Below are 16,186 nucleotides of genomic sequence, written 5' to 3'. Positions count from 1 at the left end.
AATCCAACAATCGCTAAAGTTTTTTGAAAGCACTTTTAATTCAATATAAAACCGTAATTAAGTTTATTCTTACTTTTTTAATTGTATATATTGTGTTGTCTTTGTTGTATAAAGCATATTTGCAATATTCAATTAATACCCAGTATTACCCAGATTATATTACGAATTTAGTTGCCAAGCAGGTTGGGGTCTTGTTGAATGACATAGGGTATGATACACAGGTTGTGGAACATACTGATGAACCTTCAATAAAACTTGTTGTTGATGGTAAATATTTGGCACGAATTATTGAAGGATGTAATTCTCTAAGCGTTATTATTTTATTTTTAGCATTTATCGTAGCCTTCGCAGGAAGGTTAAAGACCACAATTTTGTATATAATTTGCGGAGCTGTATTGATCTATATTGTAAATTTAATCCGTATCGTCTTTTTTGTAGTTGCCGTATACCATTACCCTTGGCGAAGTGAAATGTTGCACAGTGTGGTGTTTCCAGGGATAATTTATGGTATGGTATGTTTGTTATGGGTATTATGGGTAAATCGTTTTTCAAATTTAAGTAGAGGAGATGAATAAGTTTGCCAAATATACTTTGCTTTTCTTACTGTTTGGAGCATTGGTGCTGATTCGGTGGTTTGAAAATGAATTGTTTTACGATCCATATCTTATTTTTTTTAAGAACGATTATCTTTATTTGGATAATCCCAGGCGGGAAGTATTTAAGCTTACAATGTTTACAGGCTTGCGTTATGCTTTAAACAGTATTGTGTCCTTAGCGATCTTGTATGTCATTTTCAAAGAGAAAGACATGATTAAGTTTTCGGCCTTTATATATGTAGTTGCTTTTGTGATACTGATTTTTATTTATTTATATTTTGTAATTAATCCAAGACAGGAGGATTATTATATGTTTTTTAATGTACGTCGCTTTTTGATACAACCTATTATTTTACTATTACTTTTGCCTGCATTTTATTATTATAAGTTGAAACGCAGATTGTTAAATAATATGTAAAAAAAGTTGAAATACGCGATTTTTTGTACTTTTGTTTTGTTATGAGAGCAGTTTTTGCCAAAATAGTATCCTTTTTAATGGCTATTGTAGTGTTGTTTTCTACAATGTCGTTCACTGTCGATATGCATTATTGTGGTGATACTTTGGTTGATATGGCTATATTCCATAAGGTGGAAACCTGCGGTATGGACATGCAACAGAAACCGACAAGCTCAGAATGCTCAATGATTAAAAAAAGTTGCTGCAGCGATAAGCAGGTTATAGTTGATGGTCAGGACGAATTACAACTTAATCTGCATAAATTATCGTTGGACAAACAAGTATTTGTAGCAACATTACTATATACTTACCTTAATCTTTTTGAAGACACCGATAAAGAGGTTACGCCATATCGAGCCTACAAACCGCCGTGTGTTATAAAAGAGATCTACAAGATAGACGAAAGCTATTTAATTTGATTTTTAAACTTTAGAGCGATACACCTCAGAATTGTTTCTGCAGGGTGTTACATTGTATACTGCGCTCTGTGCGCTTATATTGTCTAATAGTTTAAAAGTCAGTTAAAATGCTAAACAAGAGCATAAAGTTTTTAATAGAGAATAAATTGGTTGCCGTTTTGTTGCTCGTTCTTTTTGTGGGTTGGGGAACAGTTAACGCACCATTTAAATGGGATATTGGGTTTTTACCGAGTAACCCAGTAGCCGTTGATGCAATTCCGGATATTGGAGAGAACCAACAGATCGTTTTTACAAAGTGGGAAGGGCGATCCCCTCAGGATATTGAAGATCAGGTCACCTATCCGTTAACAACTTCGTTATTGGGAATTCCGGGAGTAAAAACGATACGGAGCTCTTCCATGTTTGGATTTTCAAGTATCTATATCATTTTTGAAGAAGATGTAGAATTCTATTGGAGTCGCAGTAGAATTCTGGAAAAGTTGAATTCATTACCAAGTGGTTTATTGCCCGAAGGAGCAAGTCCGGCGTTAGGGCCTGATGCTACAGGGTTGGGACAAATATTTTGGTATACGCTAGAAGGACGCGATACTCAAGGTAAAGTAACCGGAGGTTGGGACTTGCAGGAGTTGAGAAGCATTCAAGATTACTATGTAAAGTATGCTTTGTCTTCTGCCAGTGGTGTTTCTGAGGTAGCATCTATTGGTGGTTATGTGCAGGAATATCAAATTGATGTTGTGCCCGAATTGATGCGACAGTATAATATTGGATTAAATCAGATTGTTAAAGCCGTAAAGGAAAGTAATAAAGATATTGGGGCACAGACCGTAGAGATCAATCAAGCAGAGTATCTGGTACGCGGATTGGGATATGTGAAATCCATCGGTGATATAGAAAATGCGGTAGTGGTATCCGAAGATTACACAAGCATCAAGGTAAAGGATATTGCTAAGGTTTCATTGGGGCCAGCAACAAGAAGAGGGATATTGGATAAGGAAGGTGCCGAAGTCGTGGGAGGTGTAGTGGTAGCCAGATACGGTGCAAATCCGCTGGAAGTGATCAATAACGTTAAAGAAAAGATACAGGAATTAAGTGCAGGCTTGCCTTCAAAAGTGTTGTCCGATGGAACCACCTCTCAGGTTACCATAGTGCCTTTTTACGACAGGACAGAGCTTATACAAGAAACATTAGGGACGCTTAATGAAGCATTAACTCTAGAAATACTAATCACCATCCTGGTGATTATTGTGATGGTGTTTAATTTGAGAGCATCCGTTTTGATCTCTGGGTTATTGCCTGTTGCAGTGCTCATGGTCTTCATTGCCATGAAGGTTTTTGGTGTCGATGCCAATATTGTAGCGTTATCGGGGATAGCTATAGCAATCGGAACCATGGTTGATGTGGGGGTCATTCTTTCCGAAAATATAATTCGCCATCTGGATACTAACCATAAGCAATTACCTGTAAATCGTGTGGTATATCAGGCTACGACCGAAGTGTCGGGAGCTATTGTTACTGCGGTCATGACCACTATTATAAGTTTTATACCCGTATTTACCATGATAGGAGCCGAAGGAAAGCTATTTAGACCTTTGGCATTTACAAAGACCTTTGCTCTAACAGCATCTATTATTGTGGCCTTGTTTTTAATCCCTCCTTTTGCAGCATTTTTGTTCAAAAAACAGCAAGTGAAAAAACGCGCCATATATGTGTTGAACGCAGCATTGATAGGTTTGGGACTGTGGGCCATTTTGTATGGATATTGGCTAGGTTTATTACTCGTTGCTTTTGGAGCAGTGGCGTTATGGAGCAGATATTCTGATAGATCCGAAATACAGTTAACGTTTTTTAAATACCGTATTTTACTGACTGTAAGTGTTGTTAATATGATTATATCGGCACTGGCCATTGTATTTCTTTTAGCAGAATACTGGCGTCCTCTAGGTGTGGATAAAAGTATTTTTGGAAACCTCGTTTTTGTGGGGCTTATCTGTTTCGGTCTGCTGGGGGCTTTTACCCTTTTTAGAAGGTATTATACGCGCATTCTTCATTGGGCCTTGGCACATAAAGTGCTCTTTTTGTCAATTCCTACCCTTATTGTTGTATGTGGATTTCTTATAATGAGGAATACCGGAAAAGAATTCATGCCAGCTTTAAATGAAGGTTCCTTTTTGTTGATGCCTACCTCCATGCCGCATTCGGGAGTTGAAGAAAATAAACGTGTTTTGCAACAGCTGGATATGGCAGTGGCTAATATTCCCGAGATCGAAACGGTTGTTGGAAAGGCCGGTAGGGTAGAATCGGCATTGGATCCGGCACCTCTATCCATGTACGAGAATGTTATTCAGTATAAACCCGAGTACATGCTCAATGAGGTTGGGGAAAGACAACGTTATAAAGTGGATGGTAATGGTGATTTTATATTGAAGAATGGTGTTATACTAGTTGAAGAACAACGAGACACATGGCCTGTGGATAATTTAAAAGAACAACTCATTACGGATGAAGACGGTGAATTTTTCCGTAACTGGCGTCCTGAAATTCGAACTCCCGACGATATTTGGAACGAGATCGTAAAGGTTACCAAATTGCCAGGCGTAACCTCGGCGCCCAAGTTACAGCCTATTGAAACCCGACTGGTTATGCTGCAAACAGGCATGCGAGCCCCTATGGGGATTAAAGTGAAAGGGCAGGATCTGAAGCAGATCGAAAATTTTGGAATACAGTTGGAAGCTATTTTAAAACAGGCTGAAGGGGTGAAAACCGAAGCTGTTTTTGCAGACCGTATTGTGGGTAAGCCTTATTTGCTGATTGATATTAACAGGGAGAAAATTGCACGTTATGGGGTGTCAATAGAAGATGTTCAGAATGTGCTTAAGGTAGCTGTTGGTGGTATGGTGTTAACAGAAACCGTCGAAGGCAGAGAACGCTATGGTGTAAGGGTACGCTACCCCCGTGAATTACGCGCCGATCCCACAGATCTGAAGCAAATTTATGTGCCCGTTTCTAAAGGCACTCCAGTACCTTTAAGTGAATTGGCAAGTATTCGTTATGAGCAGGGGCCGCAGGTAATAAAGAGTGAGGATACCTTTCTTGTGGGCTATGTTTTGTTTGATAAACTGGACGGGTATGCTGAAGTCGATGTGGTTGAAAATGCACAGGCACTGATAAAAGAAAAGATCGCTTCAGGAGAAATTGAAGTACCACATGGTATTAATTACCAGTTTACAGGGACCTACGAAAATCAGTTGAGAGCAGAAAAAACCTTATCGGTAGTTGTGCCGTTGGCATTATTAATTATTTTCTTGATCCTTTACTTTCAATTCCGTTCGGTAGCCACATCTTTCATGGTATTTACAGGTATAGCCGTTGCCTTTGCAGGAGGTTTTGTAATGATTTGGTTATACGGGCAGGACTGGTTTTTAAATTTTAGTGTTTTTGGAGAGAATCTTCGCGATCTCTTTCAAATGCATCCTATTAATCTTAGTGTCGCTGTTTGGGTTGGGTTTATAGCATTGTTTGGAATAGCAACAGACGATGGCGTCGTTATGGCCACTTACTTAAAACAAACATTTAGCAGGAACGCACCTCATACAAAAGAAGCCATACGGGCCTCGGTGATTGAAGCGGGTGAAAAGCGAATCAGACCTTGTTTGATGACTACGGCTACGACTATTTTAGCGTTGTTACCTGTACTAACATCAACAGGCAGAGGTAGTGATATTATGATACCAATGGCCATTCCAAGTTTTGGAGGGATGCTCATAGCACTTATTACATTATTTGTCGTTCCGGTGTTGTTTAGCTGGAAACAAGAGTTACAATTAAAAATGTCTAAATCGAATGTACTATGAAGGAGTTGTTTAAAAATATAAAGGAGGTATTGTTTGTAGGGAGTTCAAGTGTTTTTACTTTGAGGAGTATTTCACTTTTCGCTTTCAGTTTTTCTCTTCTAACGGTACACCTTTCAAATGCGCAACAATTGGAAAGTCTGCTGGAAGAGGCCTTAAGTAACAATCCGGAGATTCAGAAATACGAACTGCAATACCGCATTGCTTCGGAGAAAGTGAATGAAGTCGATGTCCTGCCCAATACCGAATTCGGAGTAGGTTATTTTGTAAGCGAACCCGAGACACGCACCGGGGCACAGCGGTTTAAACTATCTGCCAGGCAAATGGTGCCATGGTTCGGAGGTATTACGGCACGGGAGCAATACGTCAGTTCGCTGGCCGATGCTAAGTATGAGGATATTGTGATTGCCAAACGCAAGTTGATGGCTTCGGTATCGCAATCCTATTATAAGTTGTATGCCAATAAAAAGAAGCGTGTTGTTTTGGATGAAAATATCGCTTTGTTAAAAACTTACGAGACGCTGGCGCTTAATGCGGTAGAGGTGGGAAAGGCATCAGCCGTTGCTATTTTACGCTTGCAAATGCGACAAAATGAATTAGAGCAACTCAAACAGGTGTTGGAGCAACAATACCTGGCCGAGCAAACACGTTTCAATAAACTCCTGAATAGGGATAAAGGTATTGAAGTGGATGTGGTGGATGCATTGGAAATCCCCATCGACGATCAGGAGATCCACTCGGACAACCTGGTGCTACATCCCGAATTATTAAAGTACGATAAACTTTATAAATCGGTGGAACAATCAGAATTACTGAATCAAAAGGAAAGCAGTCCGATGATTGGTTTCGGGTTAGATTACATCAATGTCGAGAAACGGCCCGGTATGGATTTTAACGACAACGGAAAGGATATTTTAATGCCTATGTTATCTGTTTCCATTCCAATTTTTAATAAAAAATATAAGTCCAAGACCAAACAAAATGCATTGCAGCAACAAGAGATTCATTCGCAAAAGCAAGAGCGTTTGAACATATTGGAGACATTGCTGGATGATGCTGTGAAAGGTAGAATGTCTGCAAGAATAAGTCATGAGACCCAAACTAAAAACTTAAGGCAAGCCAAAGATGCCGAAGCCATACTTGTTAGAAGCTATGAAACAGGAACCATTGATTTTAATGATGTTTTGGATGTTCAGGAATTGCAGTTAAAGTTCGAGATGAATCAAATAGAATCTGTTAAAGACTTTTATATACAATCGACAATCATTAATTATCTAACACAATAATTATGGTAAACAGACATACAGCGTTAAAGATACGTAAGGTCCATCGCTATTTAGGATTGTTCTTAGGAATTCAGTTCTTGTTCTGGACATTCAGTGGCCTGTATTTTAGTTGGACAGATATTGATGATATTCATGGCGATCAATTTAAAAACTTAAACTATAAGCCCCTGAGTTTTTCTAATTTGATCAGTCCTACACAACTGGATGTGGAGCACGGTATATCATCTATTGAAATACGGGACATTAATAAAACACCTTACTATTGGGTTAACGGATCGCGACTGTTCAATGCGGTTGACGGCTCCGAGAAGGAAGGTATTTCAAAGGAAGAAGCACTTTATATTGCTAAACATCGTATGAAGGGCAACTTGGAGGTAGCCTCTATAAACCAGATAGATGCCGCGGGAAAGCATCACGAATACAGAGGAGGCTTATTGCCAGCTTATGTCATTTCCTATGCTAATAACGAGAATATAAAGGCCTATGTGTCTAAAGCAGACGGGAGGTTTCAAACCGTTAGGCATCGTAGTTGGCGTTGGTTCGACTTTTTGTGGATGACCCATACTATGGATTACGAAGGGAGGGATAACTTTAATACTACGTTATTAAGAGTCTTTTCTCTTTTAGGGCTGATTACGGTATTGAGCGGATTTCTGCTGTGGTATACCTCCTCACTTACGGTTAGAAAATTTTGGAAACGAAAAAATAAATAATAATGGACATGCGACCATTGAAAAACAGTAAAAATAAACAGATGAAAAAGTATATAGTTTATATCGGAATATTAACCATTGGGATACTGCTGGGGTGGTTACTCTTTGGAGGTGCTTCTAATACTAATAAAAAACACGATCATAGTATTGAAGTCGAAGCAAAGACTATGTGGACTTGTTCTATGCACCCTCAGATAATGCAACCTGAGCTTGGTGATTGTCCTATTTGTGGGATGGATCTTATTCCTGCTGAAGCTGGAGCAGACGGATTGTCCAAAGATCAATTTAAACTGACTGAAAATGCCATGGCCCTGGCGAATGTACAGACCTCTGTACTGGGGGAACTTGCAGGCGAACAAACGCTCAAATTATCAGGGAAGATTGTTGAAAACGAGGATGAAGCTGCGACACAACCAGTACACTTTAGTGGACGCGTTGATAAGTTATATGTGAAATCCTTGGGGGAATATGTTAAACGCGGACAGGCCATTGCAAAGATCTATTCGGCAGAACTCATTGCAGCACAGCAGGAACTATTAATAGCTTATAAAAATAAGGCGTCTCAGCCTGAGTTATATGAGGCCGTAAAGAAAAAGTTCAGCAACTGGATGGTTAAGGATACCCAGGTTTCGGAAATAGAACGCTCAGGAAATATTCAAACACAGTTTACTATTTATTCAAACATTTCAGGAGTTGTTACAGAAATAGCGCTTAGTGAAGGCGCCCATATTATGGAAGGTAACGCCTTGTTTAAAGTGGCTAACCTAAATACCGTTTGGGCCAATTTTGATGTGTACGAGAATCAGATCGCCCAGGTTAAAAAGGGGCAGGAAATCGTTGTTAAAACCAATGCCTATCCTAATAAAGCATTTAAAACTAAGGTCGATTTTATAGAGCCTATTCTGGATAGCAAGACACGAACTGTTAAGTTACGCGTTGTTCTGAGTAATAAAGAGGGACTCCTTAAGCCAGGTATGTTTGTGGAAGGACAGTTAAATGCCTTGCAGGACGATGCTGTGTTACAGGTGCCTGCGAGTGCTGTTCTATGGACAGGTGAACGTTCGGTAGTGTATTTGAAAGTAAAGGGTGAAACGCCCATTTTTGAAATGCGTGAAGTTGTTCTGGGTAACAAAACGGGAGCTTCCTATGAGGTGTTGGAAGGGTTGGAGCAAGGTGATGAAGTGGTTACTAACGGTACTTTTACAGTTGATGCTGCTGCTCAGTTACAAGGCAAAAAGTCTATGATGAACAAAAGTGGTGGTGAGGTAATGACTGGTCATGAAGGGCATATGGGTGTGGAGGTAACGCAGTCTTCGGAAACAACGCGATTTGATGTTTCGTCCGATTTCCGTAAGCAACTGCAACAGGTATTTGATGTTTATATCCAGATAAAAGATGCCCTGGTTAAGGATGATGCAAAGAAAGCTGGGGAAGCGGCAAAACAATTGCGTAGCGGTTTGGAAGCTGTAGATATGCAATTATTGACTGATAGTAAGGCTCATGGGCATTGGATGGTGTTGGAAAAAGCATTGCAAACTACTTCTACAGGTATTGCAGCAGCCTCAGACATACAGGAACAACGTAAGCATTTTAAGAACCTGTCTCTGCATTTAATTGATGCCGTACAACGTTTTGGCATTGATAAGAAGGCTTATGAGCAATTTTGTCCTATGGCAGATAATAACAAAGGTGCGTACTGGCTAAGTAACGAAGAAAATATATTAAATCCTTATTTTGGTGAAGCGATGCTTACCTGTGGAGAAGTAAAATTATTCATAGAATAACAAATAATAATTATAATCATTAAATTTAATACCATGAAGAGAATCATTTTAAGTGTAGCTGTAATAGCTGCTATCGGATTTACAAGCTGTAAAAACGATACAAAAAAAGAGGCGACCACAGAGGTTGCAGTGCAAAATGCTGGAACTAACCTAAGTTTTGGTGTTCGCGGGAATTGTAAGATGTGTAAAAAGACCATTGAGAAGGCCGCTAATGGTGTAGAGGGTGTTGCAAGTGCCAACTGGGATGTTGATAAAAAGAAGATTGATGTAACCTTCGATGAAGCGAAAACAGATGCCATGGCTATTCATAAGGCTATCGCTGCTTCAGGCTATGATACCGAAAAGGTAGCTGGAAGTGAAGATGCTTATAACAACCTGCCAGGATGCTGTCAGTACGACCATGAAATGGCTATGAATCAATAGGTCTATTATTCTTAAGCATTAACAGGCGAAAGCTGAATTAGGAGTTAATTAATGGATACGCGATTATAAGGTAAGACTATTAAGAGTTTATGCCATTGAAAAGAGCTGACTTCTAATTCAGCTTGAATACCTAAGAATAGTTTTAAATTTTAGTAATCAATAACACGGATCTTTCTTTATTATGAAGGAATCTTATACTGAAATAGCAGTAAAGAACATGGTGTGTAACCGCTGTATTAAAGTGGTTAGGGAAGAACTAAGCAAAAAGCACTTTGACTTTAGCTATGTAGATCTGGGAACGATTTATTTTGACCATGTGCTCTCTGAAAAAGAAAAGGAACAACTTAAGGCTATCCTTGAAAAGGAAGGGTTTGAATTGGTAGAGGATAAAGAATCCATTATTGTAAAGAACATAAAAGCCCTTATCGTTCAGCACATTCATCACGGAAAAGAAAAGCCGGAGCATCAAACCTTCTCAGGGTTTATTGCATCAGAAATCGGGATAGAATACACTCAATTAAGCAAGCTGTTTTCTGAAATAACCGGTAATACTATAGAGCATTACATAATTGAGCAGCGTATTGAACGCGCCAAGGAACTGCTTGTTTATAATGAACTAACATTAAGCCAGATTTCTTATGAGCTTAATTACAGCAGTCCGCAGCATCTCTCAAAGCAATTTAAACAAGTAACAGGGTTTACACCATCTGCCTTTAAAAAGATAAGGCTACGGAAAAAGTTAGATACAATTTAATCAAAATTGTATACAATTGGGTTCTGGATAAAACGGATCTTTGTTTAAGAAGTCAATCGGACTTATTAATTATTAAAACTTAAACTTGTGAAACATACATATTCGATTTCGGGGATGACCTGTAACGGGTGTCGTGCGCATGTAGAGAAAACCCTTAGTGCGGTGGAGGGTGTTGAAGAAGCGCATGTAAATCTTGAAAAAGCAGAGGCTGTTATAACTATGGCTTCACATATTTCCCTAGAAACATTAGCGAAAGCTTTGGAAGCAGATAGTGGTGGGCGTTATGGTATTGTCATGCCCGGTATGGCACAGCCAAAACAAGTCGCTCCTAAAAAAGAAAGCGGTACGGGAACTGGCGTGTTCTATTGTCCGATGCATTGCGAGGGTGATAAAACCTACGGTGTTGCGGGTGGTTGCCCGGTGTGCGGTATGGATCTGGTGGAAGAAATGTCTTTTGTTGCTGAGGCTTCTGCACAATATACATGCCCCATGCATCCAGAAATAATTGAAGATACTCCCGGAGCCTGTTCCATCTGTGGTATGGATCTGGTACTTATGGTGCCTGAAGTATCTACTGAAGTGAAGCACTACAAAAAGTTAGTGTCTAAGTTTTGGTGGAGTGTCGCTTTTACACTGCCCATATTTTTAATAGCCATGTCTGAGATGTTTCCAGGCAAACCCTTGTACAGCATACTTCCGCAAAGCAATTGGAACTGGATTCAGTTGGTCTTATCGCTTCCCGTGGTATTTTATACCACTTGGATGTTCTTTGAAAGGGCATACAGGTCGATTGTGAGCTGGCATTTAAATATGTTTACTCTTATAGGAATAGGAGCAGGAGTAGCTTGGGTCTTTAGTGTGTTCGGGTTGCTGTTTCCAGAGGTTTTTCCAGCGCAGTTTAAAACTGAATATGGCACCGTACACGTGTATTTTGAAGCTGCTACTGTTATCTTGACCTTGGTACTCATGGGGCAGGTATTGGAAGCGCGCGCGCATACGAAGACCAATAGTGCGGTTAAGGAATTGCTCAAGCTGGCGCCCAACCAGGCCATTCGTATTGTGGATGGCAAAGAGGAACTGGTAGCTATTCAGGCTATTGAGGTAGGTGATTTGTTACGTGTTAAACCGGGTGACCGGATTCCTGTGGACGGGGTGGTTCGGGAAGGTGAAAGTGCGGTAGATGAATCGATGATTACGGGCGAACCCATTCCTGTACACAAATTACCGGGAGATAGGGTGCGTTCGGGAACAATTAACGGCAAACAGTCTTTTGTTATGAAAGCGGAGCGGGTAGGGGCCGATACCTTACTGTCGCAAATTATTGACATGGTCAATAAAGCCAGTCGCAGTCAGGCGCCCATTCAGAAGTTGGCTGATACCATCTCTGGGTATTTTGTGCCTATCGTGGTACTTGTTTCGGTGGTTACCTTTGTGCTTTGGGCGGTTTTTGGTCCGGAACCCAGATATGTGTATGCGTTGATAAATGCTATTGCTGTGCTTATTATAGCTTGTCCCTGTGCACTGGGGCTGGCAACGCCCATGTCTGTTATGGTTGGAGTGGGTAAAGGAGCCAAATCGGGCGTGCTTATAAAAAATGCTGAGGCTTTGGAAACTTTAAGTGCTATTGATGTCCTTATAGTGGACAAGACTGGTACGATAACCGAAGGTAAACCATCGGTGGAGCAGCTAGAGGTTGTGGGAGATTCTTTTGAAAAAGAGACCGTATTGCAGTATATGATATCCTTGAATGTCCATAGCGAGCATCCCTTGGCCGAAGCGACTACCCAGTATGCCAGAACACAGGGAGTAGACCCTTTTAAGGTAGAGGGCTTTAGCTCGGTAACGGGAAAAGGGGTAACGGGACAGGTCGATCAGAAGACGGTGGCTTTCGGAAATATGAAATTGATGCAGGACGTGAAGGCCCAGCTGCCGGAGTCGGTGCAAAAAGCGGTTTCCGAATACCAATCGCAGGGCAAAACCATTTCGTTTTTGGCTGTAGATGGGGTGGTGGTTGGTTATGTGGTGATTTCAGACAGGATAAAAGCAAGCAGTAAGCAGGCTATAGCAAGCTTGAAGCAAAAAGGTGTTGCCGTAGTAATGCTCACTGGCGATAGTAAGCTAACGGCTCAAGCTGTAGCAAACGAGCTACAGTTGAGCGATTTTAAAGCGGACATGCTGCCACAGGATAAGCTGGATGTGGTGGAGCATTACCAAAAGGCAGGTAAAAAAGTTGCTGTAGCTGGCGATGGTATTAATGATGCGCCGGCATTGGCCAAAAGTAACGTGGGTATTGCCATGGGGACTGGAACAGATGTAGCGATAGAGAGTGCTGCCATTACCTTGGTGAAAGGGGATTTGCAGGGTATTGTAAAGGCTTATAATTTAAGTGCCAAAGTAATGCGTAATATTAAGCAAAACCTGTTCTTTGCCTTGTTTTATAACAGTGTGGGTGTGCCGATAGCGGCAGGGGTGCTATTTCCTGTTTTTGGAATTCTTTTATCGCCTATGTTGGCTGCTTTGGCAATGAGCTTTAGTTCGGTATCGGTGATTGCCAATGCGTTACGTTTACGACGGGTAGATATTGATTGACGACCCTTCTTCGTAAGAATAGTGCAGGCAAAGCTCCGAGATTCAGGAACGCTGCGACGCAGAGTTTGTCAAATGGTTTTCAGTGAATGCTGAAAAACCCTGTAGAAGTAGTGTTTTTTTTTGATTCGTTTCTTTTGGACAAGCAAAAGAAACGAATAGTAATATAGGCAGTATAAAATAAAGGATAGCAGGGAGTTCTCATTTCGACGAAAGGAGGCATCTCATTATACTTAGATTTCTCGTCACTCCTTCGTCGTTCTGTCGAAATGACAATGTGTTGTTTCGAGCCTTTCGACTAACGCCCAAGAAAAACTAAAGTGGGAAGTCTTAAAACAGACCAGAGGGATGGTGTAAACTTTCAATGGCTATTCGGTTAAGATCAATACGATTAGGTCAGTTTTGTTAAAAAAACTTATTTTCGTGTCTTATAGCAAAATTTTTACAAACCTCTTGAAGTGTATTTTATGAACCGATCGATCTTCCTTATAATTTTAGCCATTGTACTAAATAGTTGTAAACCTGAAGAACAACCTGCATGGGCACTGGTGCCGTATCCGAATGCAATAGAAACCGTTAAGGGTGTGTTTAGTTTTGAAAGGGGTATTGCCATTAGCCTTTCTGATGCTTCATTGCAGGGACTTTCAGAATTCTATGGTAAACGGCTTTCTGATTTAGGGGTTATTGTAGATGCTAAGGCAGATCGGGTTATCGATTTACAACTGTTGGATTCTAAATCATTGAAAGGGGAAGCTTATGTACTGGAGATCAATAAAAAGCGAATTGTAATTTCGGCAGCTAGCTCCAAGGGTATCTTTTATGGGTTTATGAGTTTGTGGCAGCAGTTAAGTTTATCTGGTGAAAAGGTCATTTCTTGCGCACGAATTACCGATGCACCGCGTTTTGACTACCGAGGGTTTATGCTGGATGAGTCCAGACACTTTTTTGGTAAGGAAAAGGTAAAGCAGTATATAGACTTAATGGCTTCGTTTAAGTTGAATACTTTTCACTGGCATTTAACAGACGCGCCAGGATGGCGTATAGAGATCAAGGCGTTTCCTAAGTTAACTACTGTGGGCGGGCAGGGTAGTCATACAAATCCAGATGCACCTGCGGCTTATTATACCCAGGAAGATATTAAAGAGGTAGTGGCTTATGCCGCTGAGCGTTTTGTGACTATTATTCCCGAAATAGACATGCCAGGGCATGCCACGGCTGCCAACAAGGCTTATCCTGAGTTTTCTGGTGGCGGGAGCGAGAAGCACCCCGATTTTACCTTCGATCCGGGTAATGAAGCGACCTATGGCTATTTAACAACTATCCTGAGGGAAGTAGCTGATTTGTTCCCGTCAAACTACATTCATTTAGGAGGGGACGAGGTACATTTTGGAAACGAACAGTGGCACCATAATGCGGGTATTAAGGCCTTGATGAAACGTGAGAGTCTAGAGGATTTGGTTGCGGTCGAGCATTATTTTATGCGACGTATGACGGATAGCCTTAAAGCAATAGGGAAGCATCTTGCGGGATGGGATGAGATTGTAGCTTCGGGTGTGGATAGGCAGACAAGTATGATCTATTGGTGGCGCCACGATAAGACGGATAAACTGGAAACGGCGCTTAAGGCAGGCTATAAGACGGTGCTTTGTCCGCGCAGACCACTTTATTTTGATTTTGTACAGCACGATTCCTTGAAAAATGGTCGCCGTTGGGAAGGCTTTAATCCGTTAAGGGACGTATACCAATATCCTGATAGTACACATCGGTTTGCTGAAACTGATCTGAAGCTGATTGCGGGACTGCAAGCCAATTTATGGACGGAGCGTTTGGCAACGGACGACTGGATCGATTTTATGACCTTTCCGAGGTTGATTGCTATGTCCGAGGCAGCCTGGACCGATGAGGCCCAAAAGGACTGGTCGCGATTTGATGCTACCTTACCGAAGCTATTCGCGTTTCTCGATAGTATGGGGATCTACTATTTTAACGAATTGGATTCGGAGCATAAAAAGGAGCCGGCAATTTAAATCGGTTTTTTTTTTTACAGTTAGGTTGCGACACTCAGTTTATAAACGCCCTTTTGAAGTTGTTATTCCTGTGAAGGTAGGAATCTTTATAAAAAAGCACTGCAAGCTGTTTTATAGAGTTGTTAAGCTTACTCTTTTATGGTGTTTTAGCCGTTTTTGGTGATTTCTGCTGAAATGTATTTCCCATACACTATCCATACAGTATCCATACTTCATCTATATAGTATGACCCGTCCTGAAATAGCTATACAGGTTAATGAATAAATCTTAGAATAGCTTTACTATGGAGTAAAGGTGAAGTATATATGAAGGAGATATGAAGGAAAGGTGAAGGAAAGGTGAAGGAGTAGCTTTTTTTGGCCCGTCTTAAAATAACTATATAAGACAATACAGCTATTTAAATCAAGATAATATATTACATGTTTGTAGGGTTTTGTATATATTTGTGTTTTGCGAGTTATAATGAGGAACAAAAGTTCCTCTTATCCGGAAAAAAAAAGGGGATAAGTAGGATAATAATGCCGCATATAACGAGTTGTGCAACATTAAAAGAAACCGAAAATTGAGATTAAAAACTATTTGTATAATTGGACTTTTCCTTTTTGTTATTAGTTATTGGATATTTACAAAAGGGAATGAATTTGCTCATAGTCAAAAACCTATTGACTTTGCTCATTGGTTAAATTTGATTGGAGCTGTACTACTCCTGAATTTCAATAAAGTATTTCCCAAAAACGGAATCGGAAAAATTGCCTCGACATTGACAATAATGGGAGTAATCGCATTTATCGGACTGAATACAATTGATTTTATTTCGTGGAGTTTTGGAAATGATAATGACGGACGAATTGAATTCTTTAATCAATTGGCGAATACACCTTCGATTGCTTTTCCTTTTGTTTACGTTGGACCATCTTTACTTTTTCTTGGACTTTCAATTCATTCTCTGAATTTTATTAAATCTAATCCATTCGGATTTATACTGACCTTTTCAGGAGCAATTTTTATGGGACTTGGTTATTTTTTATGGAACAATTTAATCTACACAGCGTTAGGAGTTACAATTTTGGCTTTTGGTTTAATATTAATACTGAATAAAATCGACGAAAAAGAAATAACGTTGCACAACAATGGTAGCCGTTGCGCAAGCCCTTAATTTTCTAAAAACAAGACACAAATAAGCCCTTTTAAGGGCTTTTATTTTACGGTGTAAATTGCTTGTACCCTAAAATTATAAGGCTTAAAAAGACGTAAAACGTATTGTAGGATAGCTTTAAGAGCAAAACGAACATT

Annotated in this window: 12 protein-coding genes; all 12 read left to right on the top strand. The window is 40.2% G+C overall.

Going from position 1 to position 16,186, the window contains the following annotated elements; genetic code table 11:
• Positions 1-23 precede the first annotated feature (23 nt).
• The 12 genes from xrtF (at position 24) to ABD792_RS05735 (ending at position 16,049) form a co-directional block, all read left to right on the top strand.
• A complete protein-coding gene (xrtF, locus tag ABD792_RS05790; RefSeq protein ID WP_345004898.1) occupies positions 24-575 on the top strand; it encodes an exosortase family protein XrtF in 552 nt (183 codons plus the stop codon).
• Entirely contained in the window at positions 568-1,014 is a 447-nt protein-coding gene (locus tag ABD792_RS05785) for an exosortase F system-associated membrane protein (protein WP_345004897.1), read from the top strand. The genes xrtF and ABD792_RS05785 overlap by 8 nt, the downstream gene beginning before the upstream one ends.
• A gap of 41 nt (positions 1,015-1,055) precedes the next feature.
• Positions 1,056-1,472, top strand: coding sequence for an HYC_CC_PP family protein (locus tag ABD792_RS05780; protein WP_345004896.1), 417 nt, complete (start codon positions 1,056-1,058; stop codon positions 1,470-1,472).
• A gap of 107 nt (positions 1,473-1,579) precedes the next feature.
• Positions 1,580-5,323, top strand: coding sequence for an efflux RND transporter permease subunit (locus tag ABD792_RS05775; protein WP_345004895.1), 3,744 nt, complete (start codon positions 1,580-1,582; stop codon positions 5,321-5,323).
• Entirely contained in the window at positions 5,320-6,606 is a 1,287-nt protein-coding gene (locus ABD792_RS05770) for a TolC family protein (RefSeq protein ID WP_345004894.1), read from the top strand. Before ABD792_RS05775 ends, ABD792_RS05770 begins: the two co-directional genes overlap by 4 nt.
• 2 nt (positions 6,607-6,608) lie before the next feature.
• Positions 6,609-7,319: a PepSY domain-containing protein gene (locus ABD792_RS05765; protein ID WP_345004893.1), complete on the top strand. Its 711-nt coding sequence runs from the start codon at positions 6,609-6,611 to the stop codon at positions 7,317-7,319.
• Between the two features lie 41 nt (positions 7,320-7,360).
• A complete protein-coding gene (locus ABD792_RS05760) occupies positions 7,361-9,103 on the top strand; it encodes an efflux RND transporter periplasmic adaptor subunit (RefSeq protein WP_345004892.1) in 1,743 nt (580 codons plus the stop codon).
• Positions 9,104-9,136: 33 nt separating this feature from the next.
• Positions 9,137-9,526 carry a heavy-metal-associated domain-containing protein gene (locus ABD792_RS05755; protein WP_345004891.1) on the top strand — a complete coding sequence of 130 codons (390 nt, stop codon included), beginning with the start codon at positions 9,137-9,139 and terminating at the stop codon, positions 9,524-9,526.
• A 181-nt stretch (positions 9,527-9,707) separates the two neighbouring features.
• Complete coding sequence (locus ABD792_RS05750) at positions 9,708-10,280, top strand: helix-turn-helix domain-containing protein (protein WP_345004890.1); 573 nt, start codon at positions 9,708-9,710, stop codon at positions 10,278-10,280.
• Positions 10,281-10,367: 87 nt separating this feature from the next.
• The gene (locus ABD792_RS05745) at positions 10,368-12,869 is read left to right on the top strand and encodes a heavy metal translocating P-type ATPase (RefSeq protein WP_345004889.1); all 2,502 of its coding nucleotides are present in this window, start codon (positions 10,368-10,370) and stop codon (positions 12,867-12,869) included.
• 464 nt (positions 12,870-13,333) lie between these two features.
• Positions 13,334-14,893 carry a beta-N-acetylhexosaminidase gene (locus tag ABD792_RS05740; protein WP_345004888.1) on the top strand — a complete coding sequence of 520 codons (1,560 nt, stop codon included), beginning with the start codon at positions 13,334-13,336 and terminating at the stop codon, positions 14,891-14,893.
• Between the two features lie 562 nt (positions 14,894-15,455).
• Positions 15,456-16,049 carry a hypothetical protein gene (locus ABD792_RS05735; RefSeq protein ID WP_345004887.1) on the top strand — a complete coding sequence of 198 codons (594 nt, stop codon included), beginning with the start codon at positions 15,456-15,458 and terminating at the stop codon, positions 16,047-16,049.
• Positions 16,050-16,186 lie beyond the last annotated feature (137 nt).

Source organism: Snuella lapsa (assembly GCF_039539345.1).
GTDB lineage: Bacteria > Bacteroidota > Bacteroidia > Flavobacteriales > Flavobacteriaceae > Snuella > Snuella lapsa.
Note: the sequence above shows the minus strand (reverse complement) of the source record. Positions and strands in the feature narration are given on the sequence as shown.

Excerpts from the sequence above, each read along its gene's own strand:
- ABD792_RS05785 (WP_345004897.1), top strand. The coding sequence starts at position 568 with ATGAATAAGTTTGCCAAATATACTTTGCTTTTCTTACTGTTTGGAGCA.
- ABD792_RS05780 (WP_345004896.1), top strand. The coding sequence starts at position 1,056 with ATGAGAGCAGTTTTTGCCAAAATAGTATCCTTTTTAATGGCTATTGTA.
- ABD792_RS05775 (WP_345004895.1), top strand. The coding sequence starts at position 1,580 with ATGCTAAACAAGAGCATAAAGTTTTTAATAGAGAATAAATTGGTTGCC.
- ABD792_RS05770 (WP_345004894.1), top strand. The coding sequence starts at position 5,320 with ATGAAGGAGTTGTTTAAAAATATAAAGGAGGTATTGTTTGTAGGGAGT.
- ABD792_RS05765 (WP_345004893.1), top strand. The coding sequence starts at position 6,609 with ATGGTAAACAGACATACAGCGTTAAAGATACGTAAGGTCCATCGCTAT.
- ABD792_RS05760 (WP_345004892.1), top strand. The coding sequence starts at position 7,361 with ATGAAAAAGTATATAGTTTATATCGGAATATTAACCATTGGGATACTG.
- ABD792_RS05755 (WP_345004891.1), top strand. The coding sequence starts at position 9,137 with ATGAAGAGAATCATTTTAAGTGTAGCTGTAATAGCTGCTATCGGATTT.
- ABD792_RS05750 (WP_345004890.1), top strand. The coding sequence starts at position 9,708 with ATGAAGGAATCTTATACTGAAATAGCAGTAAAGAACATGGTGTGTAAC.
- ABD792_RS05740 (WP_345004888.1), top strand. The coding sequence starts at position 13,334 with ATGAACCGATCGATCTTCCTTATAATTTTAGCCATTGTACTAAATAGT.